The organism is Erwinia sp. AC075 (assembly GCF_979253995.1).
In genome coordinates this window covers 2,636,028-2,648,408 of sequence record NZ_CEEDEU010000001.1, presented here as the reverse complement: position 1 = coordinate 2,648,408, position 12,381 = coordinate 2,636,028, and the positions used below count along the sequence as shown (strand labels likewise).

Here is a 12,381-nt window from a genome sequence, read left to right as displayed (position 1 = left end):
TGAGCTAATCCACTGAATGGTCATATGAAAATAGTATGTCGTCAGGGGCTATATTATCAGGGAAGGGCACCGCGCCTGCATTATGGCGCGATTTTGCCGTCAGATTGCCGTCTGCGGGGGTTCTTACGCCAGACTAAAGTTCAAGACTGTGATCGACTGCATAATCTCAGCAGCTCAGGTGCGGCACAGGGGTATTATTTTTTCTTGAAAACAAAGTCGGCTTTATTTAAGTTGGTGATCTCTTCTTCACCGACTGTATGAGCGTGGACGATGACTTTGCTTGAAGGAAAGATCCGCCCGGCAACCGCCGATGATACCGACGCCCTTTATGAGATCTGCCTAAAAACCGCGGATGCAGGCAAAGATGCCAGCGATCTGTATGCCGATCCTCATTATCCGGGCACCCGCTTTGCCGTGCCCTATGCGCTGTTTGCCCCTGATTTCGCCTTTGTTCTGGAGAAAGCAGGCAAGGTGATCGGCTATGTGGTGGCAACGCCCGATACCGTGGCGTTTGAGCAGCAGTTGCTGAAAGAGTGGTGGCCACTGCAGGTGGAACGCTTTGCCGACCGTCAGCCGGTTAAACCGCTGGACAGTAAAATCCTCGACGCGGTTCGCCAGCCTGAAACCGCCTCTGAGACGCTGACCCGCCGCTATCCCGCGCATCTGCATATCAATATTTTGCCAGAAGGCCAGCGCGGCGGCTGGGGGAAACGGCTGATTGAACATGAACTTGCCGCATTAAAAGCCGCAGGTGTCAGCGGCGTTTATCTCGGTATTAGTCTGCAAAATGAAGCGGTTGCCTGTTTCTATCAGCAACTCGGTTTTCAGCCGCTCTTCCGCAGCAATGCCATTTATATGGGCCAGGATCTGAACTGAGGACGCTATGGCTACTCTGCACTTAAAAAACGTCAAAAAGTCTTACGAGCACGTCAATGTGATCCACGGCATCGATCTGAAAATCGATAACGGGGAATTTATCGTGTTCGTGGGTCCATCCGGCTGCGGCAAGTCCACGCTGCTGCGGATGATCGCCGGACTGGAAGAGATCAGCAGCGGCGAACTGTTTATCGATGAACAGGATATGACCCACCAGTCGGCTACCGAACGCGGCATTGCGATGGTCTTCCAGTCATACGCGCTCTATCCCAATATGACGGTCAAAGGCAATCTGGCCTATCCGCTGGAAGTCGCCAAGCGGCCGAAGGCGGAAATTGCCGAACAGATTGCGATCACCGCCGAAAAACTGCACCTGACCGAACTGCTGGATCGCCATCCGCGCGCGCTTTCAGGCGGCCAGCGCCAGCGTGTGGCGATTGGCCGGGCGATCATTCGTCAGCCACGAATTTTCCTGTTTGATGAGCCGCTCTCCAACCTTGATGCCGAGCTGCGCTTACAGATGCGTATCGAGATTGCCAAACTGCATGAATCGCTGGGTAACACCATGATTTATGTCACCCATGATCAGCTGGAGGCGATGACGCTGGCGGATCGCATCGTGGTGCTGCGGCAGGGCAAAATTGAGCAGGTTGGCGCGCCGCTGGATCTCTACCACGACCCGGACAACCTGTTTGTCGCCGGATTTATCGGCTCCCCGAAAATGAACTTCGTCAGCGCCCGCGTGCTGTCTGTCGAAGCGGGTAAGGTGCGGCTGGCGGTACCGGAGCTGAAGCTGACGTCGATTGAATTGCCGGTGCACGCGGCGCTGGAGGAAGGGCAGAAGGTGACGCTGGGCATCCGACCTGAGCATTTCGTCAGCGCCGAACAGGATAACCGTGACTGGTCATTCCCCGGTACGCTGTCATTTGCCGAGCGGCTTGGCCACACCAACTATCTCTACCTGGATATTGGCCGCGAGAGTTTGCTGGTGATTGAAGCGCGGAAAATGGAGGAGGTTGAGTTGGGAGAAGAGGTGCAGCTGGCGCTTAACCCGCAGCACTGTTTGCTGTTCGATGAGCAGGGCATGCGCATCCGCTAGATTTCAGCCTGGCGTCGGTTAATCCCGCCGCCAGAACCTGCCCGAACCCCGTTACCCTTCTTCATCTGCCTGCGCCGACAGCACGTCAATCAGCCGGTTTACGGTGAATCCTGCTGCGCCCAGAGCCCACATGCGGCTGGATTCGGTGAGGAACTGCAGCGGCGTCAGCTGCGGTGTCAGCTTCAGGCGATACTCCTGGAAACTCTGGCTGATTTGATCGAGTAAAATGCGCGAAGCCATTTGTGGCTCCATCGCCAGATAGATCACATCGGGATCGTAGGCCACGGCCAGGTTTGCCAGCGACAGGCCGAGATGCTGTCCGGCCGTCGCCAGCGTTTGCAGCGCCAGCGGCGACGGGTGTTTATCCAGGGCCAGAAGATTGGCCGGCACCGCTTCACCGGCCTGCTGCAGGGTCTTCAGAATGGCTTTGGACGAGGCGATCTCTTCCAGCGTGCACTTTGAGCCATCGTTCAGCAGTGCATTGCCAATCTCGCCTGCGGTGCCGGTGCGGCCGCGATACAGCGCCCGATCCAGAATAATCCCGGCGCCAATCCCTTTACCGTAGGTAGCGATAATCGCCGTCTGCGCTGCGCCAAGCTGACCAAAGACCAGCGTGGCGAGGGCCAGCGCATTGGCATCGTTCTCGATATACACCGGAATGGCAAAGCGCTCTTCCAGCAATGAGGCAATCGCCACGTGAGTCCAGTCCAGCACCGTCGAACGGATGCAGTGGCCGCTGACCGGATCGACCAGCCCCGCCAGCGCCAGACCAATCGCCGCCACGCGCTTGTCCTCAACGGTTTTGAGGAACTTTGCCAGCGCATCACTGAGCTGCTTGGGCGTCAGCTCGCCTGAGGGCATCTGCTGCTCGCCAATCAGGTTGCCGGTCAGATCGGTCAGCACAATCAGGTTACGTTCCGCATTGAGCTGGATGCCGACCACCGTGGCGTAATCCGGATTCAGGCCGAGCAGGGTTTTGGGTCTGCCCATCGAGACGCGGCGCAGCCCTTTTTCAATGATGATCCCCCGGCTCAGCAGGCGGTTTGCCGCCTGGGACACGGTCGACATGCTCAGCCCGCTGCGGACTTTCAGATCGGACTGGCTGATCGGGGAGTTCTCAACAATCAGCCGCAAAATGCGGGAGGTAACGTTCGGTGCGATCATAAAAGGTGCGGGTCTCAAAAAGTAAGTGGCTGGCTGTCAGCGGTTGACCGGCTCAACAGAGGCTGGCCAGACGCAAAGCACCTGACAGTGCATCTTCCTGTGCAGGCACAATCTTATTGCGCGTGGCTTCAGCCAGCCAGGGGAGAAGCGGGGCGGCCATTCCGCCCATCAGCGCCAGCGGGCCGTGGCTGGCATGCGCCAGCGCATCCAGCATCACCGTCACTTCTGCGGCGCTTTCGGCGATCAGCGCAGCGGCAAGTTCATCACCCTGCTGAGCGGCGGCAAACACCCAGGGCGAGAAATGTCCCCAGTCGCCGGGCGTGGCGTGCCGGGTCCAGCTGAGCAGCGCATCCGGTGAGTGCGAAAAATGGCGCATCACGGCCTCAGTCAGCGGAGTGACGGCAATAATGCCATCATGAGCCTGTAAGGCTTTTCGCAGCGCGCGCTGGCCCAGCAATGCGCCAGAGCCGTGATCGGCAAGCGCAAATCCCCAGCCGCCGACCCGGTGAAAACGCGTGCCGTCCCAGGCCGCGCCCTGGCTGCCGGTACCGGCAATCAGCACCGCGCCCGGTTGCCCCTGATGGGCGCCCGCGCAGGCGATATCGACGTCAGAGAATAACGAAAGTCGGGCGAAAGAAGACGGATGTTGCTGCAAACGCTGGTCGACCGACGGCACATTCGCCCCTGCCAGTCCCCATACCGCGTGGGTGTTTTTACGCGCCGATAAAGGCAGGTCAGCGGCGATAAAGGTCTGTTCGATCAGCGTGTTGACGCGGTCCAGCGCGCCGGTGAAATCAGAATAGACGTTGGCCGATCCGCCGGTGCACTCCGCGAGGATCCTGCCGTCAGGCGTCGTGAGTCTGGTCCGGCAATGCGTGCCGCCGCCATCTACTCCGATCAAAAATTCTGATTGCATGATCCTCCCGTGACCGGCGTTGACCCACAGTGTGGCGAAAAACTACTGGCTATTTTGCTCGAAACGATAAAATAAAAAAACTTAAATCGCAATAACAAATAAATATGGATGGGTTTGTTAATATTATAATGATTTAAATCAAGTGTTTAATAAAAAATGCGTTTTTTGTTTGAGCTTTCATTGTTGACATTAGTTTTTCTGTCGTACTAAGTTGGTGTCCAACAATTGCGCGATTCCGGATGCCGATCACACCGCATCAGGGACGCTTTTCTTTTTCCGTGACCAAGATGGGCAGGGGTCAATATGAAAGTAGCGATCATCGGACTGGGCTTTCGGCTGTCGAACGTAGTAAATGAGTTCAACAAAGCTGACCCGGATTTCAGTATTGTCGGGTATGTCGATCCGGCACCTGCGGGCATACCTAACCTTGAGAAGTTTGGTATTCCTGCCGGAAAAGCGTTTGCCACGCTGGACGAAATGCTGGCAGCAGGCGGGTTTGATCTGCTGATGGTCGGCTCACCTAACTATCTGCACCTTGAGCATATTGAAGCCGGACTGAAGGCCGGCAAGCGGGTGTTCACGGAAAAACCGGTGGTGATCAACGAAGCGCAGACCATGGCGCTGGCAAAACTGATCAGCCAGTACGGTCAGGAGAATATTCTGGTTGGGCTGGTGCTGCGCTACTCACCGCTTTACCACGATCTGTTGCAGGCCAAGGCGGAAAACCGGCTGGGTGAAATTACCTCTATCGAAGCCACCGAGCACATCAAGCCGTATCACGGGGCGTTCTTTATGCGCGACTGGCGTCGCTACGAGCGCTATGCCGGTCCCTACATTCTGGAAAAATGCTGCCACGACATCGATCTTTATCAGGGATTAATGGGAGAACGACCGGTGCGGGTTGCCAGCTTCGGTGGCCGCAAATCCTTCACCCCGGAACATGCACCGCAGGGCGCGATTACCGCCGATTCCGAGCTGTACCATATCAAGCCCAGCGGCTGGTCGAGCACCGAAGCGGTGTTCGAAAGTGATGCGGATATTGTTGATTATCAGACGGCGATTGTGGAGTACGCCGGCGGTGCCACCATGGCATTTCACGCCAACCTCAACGTGCCGGATGAGTTCCGCCGTTTCTGCGTGATGGGCACCGATGGCATGGCCGAAGGTGACTTTGTACGCAACTACTTCCGCGTCCATGACGCGCGCACCGGCGAGAAAACCGTTGCAACAGAGTATGAAGGCAATGCTTACGATGGCCATTACGGCGCGGATGCGTTGATGGCTGCGGAGATTGTGAAGCACATTAAAACCGGTTCGCTGCTGAAGGTGTCGGTGATTGATGCGCTGGAGGCGGGACTGACGGCGATAAAAATCGATGAGGCGCGTAAGTCGCGGACGGTTATCGATCTGACGGACTGCTGGAACACCTTTGACGCCAATTTGGGTCGCTAATTAACTCCCTTCCTGACACTGTCAGCCTGGCATTTCCCCCGCAGGCTGGCCTTCTGATGGCACGCTGACTGACTGCTTGACCGCCGAACCCGACGGTCATTTTTCTCCGTTGACGCGGGTAATCGTCGTCCCTTCATTGCGGTGGACCTCACCACACAGCAACACCGCATCCGGCCGACGCTGGTGAATACGGCCGGCCATCTGTTCACAGGCGACCTGCGTGGGGAAAATGTGCTCAGAAACCGGCAATGCATCACAGGCATCATGGCCACAGGCGCTGACCAGTAAAACGAAGCCAATTAACATAGCTCACTCCTTTGATGAATCAGACCCAATGTTCAGTATAGTCCAGCAGCGAGACGGCTGTGGTATCACCCTGTGTGCTGAGGTGATATAAAAAAGGGCAACCATGCGTAATCCTTTCAGGGAGATTTCTGATGCAATTCACCGGTCTTTCCGCTTTCCCCATCACACCCGCCAGTGAACAGGGTGTGGTTGATGTTGTTGCACTGGAAAAGGTTCTGCTGCGCCTGAAGCAGGCGAAGGTCAATTCCGTTGGCCTGCTCGGCAGCACCGGGCTGTATGCGTTTCTGCGGCGGGAAGAGAAGCGCCGCGCGATTGAAGCCGCCGTTGACTGCCTGCAAGGCGAGATCCCGATTATCGTCAGCGCCGGTGCGCTGCGCACGGATGACGCCATCCAGCTGGCTGAGGATGCACAGGCGGCGGGCGCAGATGGGATCCTGCTGGCGCCGGTGTCCTATACGCCGCTGACGGAAGAGGAAGTGTTCCAGCACTACGCGGCGGTGGCCCAGAGCACATCGCTGCCGATCTGCATCTATAACAATCCGGGCACCACGCACTTCACCTTTACACCGACCCTGCTGGCTCGCCTGGGCACGCTGCCGACGGTGAAAGCGCTGAAGCAGCCGTCATCCGACAAAACCGATAAGGATCTGGTGGCCGATCTGCGTGGACGCTTCGCGGACGATTTTGCCCTTGGCTTTAGCGTCGACTGGCATGCGCCAGAAGCCCTGTACGCCGGTGGCGACGTCTGGTTCAGCGTGTTGGGCGGATTGCTGCCAAAACAGGCGATGGCGCTGACTGAGGCCGCATTACGCAAGGATGGCGAACAGCTGGCCCAGCTCAACGCTGAACTTCAGCCAATGTGGACCTTATTCAAGACCCTCACCAGCCTGCGCGTGATGGTCAGCGCGGCGGAAATTCTGGGGATTTGTCAGCCGGTATTGCCACGTCCGCTACTGCCGCTGCGGCCTGAGGATTATAAAAAAGTGGAAATGGTGCTGCGGGATTTACAACTGGACTAGCCAATGAAAAAGGCCTTCCCGTGAGGAAAGGCCTCTGCAATCCGCATTACGCATCCTGCCAGTCAGTGCTGATAACGCGAATTAATGCGCCATGGTGCCGGTTGTGGTCGTGGTGGTGCCGGTGTTGGAGCCATCGCTACCACCACCGCCGCCGCCCATAGTCGCCAGGGCAACACCTAACAGCGCAGCGACAGCACCGATACCCACAGCATTTGAGTTGCCGTCAGACATCGCAGTGGCTTCACTTCCTGCTGCTGCTCCGGTAGTCGGTGCGGCATAGACGCTGGCGCTGGTAGCCAGAGTCAAAATCAGAGCAAGCGTCGTTATTTTTTTCATTTTTATCGTTCCTCAGGAAGGGGTAACCAGACAACGCTTGAGAGCATAATTTCAAAGTTCAGGATTGAATAGTGGCCGCCCGGGAGGGAATTATTGTTATTCTGATTAAGGTGTTACCGGTTTAGCGCCAGTAATTACCACAGTAAAAATGACCGATTAGGGTTGCTTGACTGGCGGAAGGGCTGTCGGGATTGAGAGCGAGGTGATTAAAGCCAGATTATCCTTAAAACGGTCGGGAATTTATCTCATAGGACAAATTGCTCATGCTGGCCATAAATATGAGCCAATCTGCGCTGTAGTTTACCCTGCGTTTTAAGAATAAATACCGGCGCCTTTTTTTCGATTTTTCTCCCTAAAGCAAATTTCTCGGGAGCGAATTGAGTGTGAGGCTATATTGATATCTGTTGCGAAATATAAATGATTACCCCGAAATACGGCGGCATTTATGCGATTAATCCTGGTTTTAACCCAGGGCTGAAAGGTTTTAAGAAATTGTTAAGTGTCTTGTGGCTTACTGGGCGTAATCATTTTTGCCAGGGGCTCAACTATGTTGTTATCTGCGTTTTCCTATATCAAAGATAAAACCGGGTATTTACAGGAATTCATCTCCGATCCACGGAAAACAGGCACTATCGCTCCTTCCTCTTTGTCTCTGTGCAAAACCATGTCTGATGCCGTCGACTGGAACCAGTGTCAGCGTATTGCTGAGCTGGGGGCCGGTGACGGCGTGGTCACCCGCCATCTGCTGACGCGCATGCGGCCCGATGCCGAGCTGCTGGCCTTCGAGACCAACAGCCGCTTCCATCCCAAGCTGGCCACCATTGACGATCCCCGCCTGCGGGTCACCGGCGCATCCGCTGAAACCCTGAGCGGTGAATACGACGCGATCTTCTCAGGCTTGCCGTTGCTGTCGCTGCCGAAAGAGGTCCGTCACGGCATTCTGGAGCGCGCCGCGTCGCTGCTGAGCCCGCAGGGCGTCTTTGTGCAGTTCCAGTACACCTCGCTCTCTGAGCCGCTGCTATCCGAATACTTTGCGTGGAACCGCAGCCGCGTGCTGTGCAATCTGCCGCCAGCATGGGTGTATCGCTGCCATTCGCTGGATAATTTACCGCAGGAGAATGCGGGAGTTAGCACACCCTGATGAAGGGAATGTGACTTAGAGATGGCAATCTCCGTATGGTCTGCCAGGCTTAACCTTTACCCACAACAGGAGGAAATAATGAGTATTGAAAGTGACCTACCCACCTCAAGTGATGAAGAAGTCTGTACTATCATTGGCAAAGCAGTGGTTGACCTGAGTATCACCGGGCAACCTGTCAATAAGGCTACGCTGGCACACAAGCTGTTGGCGATGGCAGATCAGGATGGCGATGAAGAACGCATTTTACTGTACTGGATTGCCCGGAAGGCAATCAACCAGCCACACAGGTTTGCTGCTGCAGCCTTCTAATCTCGCGTGGCATACCGGCACATTGTCGGAAAGACGGCCGCTCCTCACAGAGTGGCCGTTTTTATTGCGCTCAGGTAATGCGGCGCACGAAGGGGATCAGTCTGATCAGCCAGACAATCAGTGCAGAGATGGCAAAGCAGGCGATCGCCACCAGCGGAATGGTCAGAATCGAATAGTAGCCTTCGAAATTAAGCTGCAGCAGGTTCAGCAGCACTTCCAGCACCATTGCATGCACAAAGAAGATGCCGAGGCTGAGATTGGACAGCGCGCGGATCACCCCAATAGCCGATTTGCCGAAGCGTAACGGGGCATTCAGCAGCATAAAGAAGAACGACAGGGACACCACAACCATGGTTGGCGCGGCGTAAAACAGGAAGATTTGGTTAGGCTTGAAGGTACTGATCGACAGGGAGTAAGTCATGACCGCCGTTAACACCACGGACAGAATAAAAATAACGCCCGCAATGATCACCTTCGGATTTATTTTAAAGCGGCGAACCACCCCACCGAGAATATAAAACCCGGACAAATACACCACCATATCGATATTACTCGGATCCGGCAGCGGACGGTTTTCCAGTAAATTGGCCTTCACGTTATCAAATAACATATACACCGAGGCCAGCACAAACCAGATGGTCAGCGTGTAGTTAACCCGCTGCTGGCTGCCATAGGTGATAAAGGTATTCAGCAGTGGCGTCACCAGATACAGCAGGATCATGGTGTAGATAAACCACATATGCGGCCACGCCGGGGTACTCAGCAGCTCCAGCACGCTGACCGACGAGTGGTTCATTTTCACCTGTTGCCCGTAGACAATATAAATCACCGACCAGGCAATCAGCGGGATCACTAAATCCAGCACGCGGGTTTTCAGCGTACTGAGTAGCGACTCATTTTTATTGAGGGAAACATAACCGGCGACCAGCAGGAACAGCGGAAATGCGATGCGCCCAAGCGCTTCATACATTACCGAGACCGACCAGGCCAGATGGAAATAGCTAAAAGGGATAGCAGCCGTATGCAACAAAATAACTAAAAACGTTGCCACAAGTGTGAGCAGCTTTATATTAATCGTTTTCAATGCCAGGTTCCTTGTCATAAAGCACACTCTGCCGGAAAGGAACAGACTGTCGCCACCTGGCTAAAGGTATCATATTTCGCTGTTGCCGATGTAGCTTCTGCTAAGAAAAAGGCCGGGCGCTTTCAGCTCGAATGGCGCGTTGCGTCTACCGTCAGCGTGGCGGGACAGGCCTGCTGAGGCTGAACAACGCGGTATTCCGCTTTCCCCTGATGGATGTACATGCAGGCCCGGCCAGCGTCACCGCCATCCTGTTCCTGGGACAGCGTCAGGACCACTTGCTCAGCGGGCACAAAACAGGACCACAAGGTGCTAACGCCCAGCGTCACCACCAGTGAGATGACTTTCATTATTCCATTCATATCAGACAGCCAGAAAAAGTGAAAAGAAGGGTTCCGCTCTGGCAATCCCTCCGCAAAGGGTGTCAGAAAACATGACCCTCGCATCAGTGCCTGGCCGACTGCAAGCGTCGGCATGCAATATCGGACGAAGCCTGGGGGTAAGCCAGCAGAGTTTTCTTATTTTACCTGGTCTATATTCCACGGCTGTGATCTGGCGACGGTTAAGCAGTCCGTTTGGAGATAATTGAGTGAAAAGGGATTTATTTTTTCAGTTATCAGGGCGCGCCATAATTCAGGGCCAGTTCTTTTATCAAGTTTTCAACGCGCAGGATAATTTGGCTTAGGCGGAAAAAGGGCGGTTCGGTGGCGGTCGGGCGGCTTGGGAAAAAATTCACCACAGCGCGGGAAAGTTGTTAAAATTACTCTTTCGTCCTTTTTCATGGAAGCCAAGATGACTACTGAAATCTCCCATCCTGCCAGCAGCCCAAAGCAGGCCGCGTTACAACTGGTTATTGAACTGGTGCGTGCCGGTAAGCTGAGCCCAATGCAGGGCGATGCCGCCAATATGATCTCCATCTACGAGCAGTTTAAAGATCACTTTGAAGCGGATAAGCACAAGCACTCCACGGACTCGGCTATCTCCTGATAGCAAAAAGGCGGCCTGAGGCCGCCCTTTAACCCTATTTGCTGACCTGATCGTAATACAGCATGCTGTTACCAATACCCTGATTGGCTCCGGTAATATTACTGCGTAATCCCACCAGTTTTTGTCCCTGCAACGTCACCACGTAAGGCGAATTTTGCTGAACCTCGGTCTGCAACTGCTGATACAGCGCGTTGCGCGTCTTCACGTCGCTCTCTGCGGCGGCGGCCTTCGTCTCGGCACTCAGTTTGGGAATCGACCAACCGACGCGCCACGCCAGGGTTTTCGGCCCGTTTGGCACGTTATAGGCAAAGGTGCTGGCATTGGTGTTGGGATCGACGTAATCAGCGCCCCAGTAAATAAAGATCGACTGGAAGTTTCTGCTGCGCATCTTGGCCCACAGCTCCGCCTCGGCAACCGGCTTGATGGCGATCTGAATATCGGCCTTGGCGAAGCTGGCCTGTAAAGCCTGCGCCACATCGGTATACGGCGGTTGATTAACGATGGTCAGCGAGAATTGCGTGCCCGGCTTGATGCCGCCTTTGCTTAAAATCTCCTTCGCCTTAGCCAGATCGTACTTAAACGGCTGGTTCTCCAGCGCGCCGTCAAATCCCTGCGGTAAAAAGGCCTGATGCACCTGATACTGATCCTTCAGCAGCTCATGCGAAATGCTCTGGTAGTCAACCAGCCAGCGGGCGGCCTGCCACAGTGCCGGGTTGCCTAACGCCGGCTGCGCTTTATCCTGGGTGTTAAAGCCGAGGTAATAAATCAGGCTGGAAGGGAAGCTGGCAACCCGCACCGAAGAGACTTTCTTCAGCGCATCAAACTGATCGGCGCCCAGCTCGTAAGCGACGTCGGCATCACCTTGCTCCAGCAGCAGACGGCGTGAACCGGGATCGGAGACCCCTTTCAGGATCACCCGCTTCAGTTTTGGCTGAGGTTGGGCATTGGGGTTTTGCTCAAGCACCAGCGCCTGCTGCGGCACATAGGTTTTGATGGCGTAAGCCGCGCTGCCTGCCGAATGGGTTTTCAGCCAGCCGTTGCCGAAGTCATGATTGACCGCGTGCTGCTCCGCCAGTTTGCTGTCGACGATCGAGGCCACCGGCGCGCTCAACAGCCGCAAGGCCAAATCCCGACCGATGGCCGAGGTCCAGCGGATCTCCAGTTGGTTGTTGCCGTGGCGGGTGAACTGCGCGTCAATATTGTCGGCCGACCAGCCAAATTCATTGAGGATAAATGCCGGCGTTTTGTTGAGCTTCACGCCGCGCGTCAGCGAGTAGATCACATCGTCTACCGTCAGCGGATTGCCGCTGGCAAACTTCGCCCCCGACTTCAGCGTAAACAGCAGGCTATGTTCGCTACTTCCCGGCTGCCAGCTTGATGCCAGCTGCGGCACCAGCTTGCGCGGATCGGTACGGTCCGAATCAACCAGCTTTTGATAGACGTTCAGCAGGCTGCTGGTACTGACGGTTTCGAAGCTTTCGGCCGGATCAAAGCTGATGATACCGTCCAGCGGGATGGCGACAATCAGCGTATCGGCTGGGGTGGCAGCATGGGCAGCAGCCGTCAGACTTAACGCGCAGGCAAGGGCTACGGGCAACAATTTACGCATCAACAGGTCCTGTAAAATGAGTGATTTCAGGACTATAGAGGGAAAGCGCAGGAGGGAGAAATGCCAATTCCGGCAAGCGTAATCTG

At 55.4% G+C, this 12,381-nt stretch carries 14 protein-coding genes; 7 read left to right on the top strand and 7 right to left on the bottom strand.

Annotated elements, in window-relative coordinates:
- Positions 1-270: 270 nt before the first annotated feature.
- Positions 271-876: a GNAT family N-acetyltransferase gene (locus AC0IXH_RS12650; protein ID WP_013200949.1), complete on the top strand. Its 606-nt coding sequence runs from the start codon at positions 271-273 to the stop codon at positions 874-876.
- 7 nt (positions 877-883) lie between these two features.
- Positions 884-1,975, top strand: a complete 1,092-nt coding sequence (locus AC0IXH_RS12645; protein ID WP_346565649.1) for an ABC transporter ATP-binding protein — start codon at positions 884-886, stop codon at positions 1,973-1,975.
- 51 nt (positions 1,976-2,026) lie between these two features.
- Here the strand turns inward: AC0IXH_RS12645 and AC0IXH_RS12640 are convergent, their stop codons facing one another.
- Entirely contained in the window at positions 2,027-3,139 is a 1,113-nt protein-coding gene (locus AC0IXH_RS12640) for an ROK family transcriptional regulator (protein WP_013200951.1), read from the bottom strand.
- A gap of 52 nt (positions 3,140-3,191) precedes the next feature.
- Positions 3,192-4,055, bottom strand: a complete 864-nt coding sequence (locus AC0IXH_RS12635) for a glucosamine kinase nucleotide-binding domain-containing protein (protein WP_346565651.1) — start codon at positions 4,053-4,055, stop codon at positions 3,192-3,194.
- Positions 4,056-4,358: 303 nt separating this feature from the next.
- On the opposite strand from AC0IXH_RS12635, the gene AC0IXH_RS12630 reads away from it, so the two are divergent.
- Positions 4,359-5,507, top strand: coding sequence for a Gfo/Idh/MocA family protein (locus AC0IXH_RS12630; RefSeq protein ID WP_013200953.1), 1,149 nt, complete (start codon positions 4,359-4,361; stop codon positions 5,505-5,507).
- Positions 5,508-5,603: 96 nt separating this feature from the next.
- Here AC0IXH_RS12630 and AC0IXH_RS12625 read toward each other — a convergent pair whose 3' ends face one another.
- Complete coding sequence (locus AC0IXH_RS12625; RefSeq protein ID WP_013200954.1) at positions 5,604-5,813, bottom strand: hypothetical protein; 210 nt, start codon at positions 5,811-5,813, stop codon at positions 5,604-5,606.
- 131 nt (positions 5,814-5,944) lie between these two features.
- On the opposite strand from AC0IXH_RS12625, the gene AC0IXH_RS12620 reads away from it, so the two are divergent.
- A complete protein-coding gene (locus AC0IXH_RS12620) occupies positions 5,945-6,832 on the top strand; it encodes a dihydrodipicolinate synthase family protein (RefSeq protein ID WP_471720514.1) in 888 nt (295 codons plus the stop codon).
- 81 nt (positions 6,833-6,913) lie between these two features.
- On the opposite strand, the gene yjbE is transcribed toward AC0IXH_RS12620, so the two are convergent.
- Entirely contained in the window at positions 6,914-7,168 is a 255-nt protein-coding gene (yjbE, locus tag AC0IXH_RS12615; protein ID WP_013200956.1) for an exopolysaccharide production protein YjbE, read from the bottom strand.
- 547 nt (positions 7,169-7,715) lie between these two features.
- On the opposite strand from yjbE, the gene AC0IXH_RS12610 reads away from it, so the two are divergent.
- A complete protein-coding gene (locus AC0IXH_RS12610; protein ID WP_013200957.1) occupies positions 7,716-8,309 on the top strand; it encodes a class I SAM-dependent methyltransferase in 594 nt (197 codons plus the stop codon).
- A 78-nt stretch (positions 8,310-8,387) separates the two neighbouring features.
- Positions 8,388-8,618 (top strand): hypothetical protein, encoded by a 231-nt coding sequence (locus AC0IXH_RS12605; protein WP_013200958.1) that lies wholly within the window; start codon positions 8,388-8,390, stop codon positions 8,616-8,618.
- Between the two features lie 70 nt (positions 8,619-8,688).
- Here the strand turns inward: AC0IXH_RS12605 and AC0IXH_RS12600 are convergent, their stop codons facing one another.
- Both AC0IXH_RS12600 and AC0IXH_RS12595 read right to left on the bottom strand, forming a co-directional pair.
- Positions 8,689-9,720 carry an acyltransferase gene (locus AC0IXH_RS12600; protein ID WP_041691919.1) on the bottom strand — a complete coding sequence of 344 codons (1,032 nt, stop codon included), beginning with the start codon at positions 9,718-9,720 and terminating at the stop codon, positions 8,689-8,691.
- Positions 9,721-9,824: 104 nt separating this feature from the next.
- Positions 9,825-10,049 (bottom strand): hypothetical protein, encoded by a 225-nt coding sequence (locus AC0IXH_RS12595; protein WP_013200960.1) that lies wholly within the window; start codon positions 10,047-10,049, stop codon positions 9,825-9,827.
- A 442-nt stretch (positions 10,050-10,491) separates the two neighbouring features.
- Here AC0IXH_RS12595 and AC0IXH_RS12590 point away from each other — a divergent pair, with 442 nt between their 5' ends.
- Complete coding sequence (locus AC0IXH_RS12590; RefSeq protein ID WP_013200961.1) at positions 10,492-10,686, top strand: hypothetical protein; 195 nt, start codon at positions 10,492-10,494, stop codon at positions 10,684-10,686.
- Between the two features lie 34 nt (positions 10,687-10,720).
- Here AC0IXH_RS12590 and AC0IXH_RS12585 read toward each other — a convergent pair whose 3' ends face one another.
- Positions 10,721-12,295 (bottom strand): ABC transporter substrate-binding protein, encoded by a 1,575-nt coding sequence (locus AC0IXH_RS12585; protein WP_105759652.1) that lies wholly within the window; start codon positions 12,293-12,295, stop codon positions 10,721-10,723.
- Positions 12,296-12,381 lie beyond the last annotated feature (86 nt).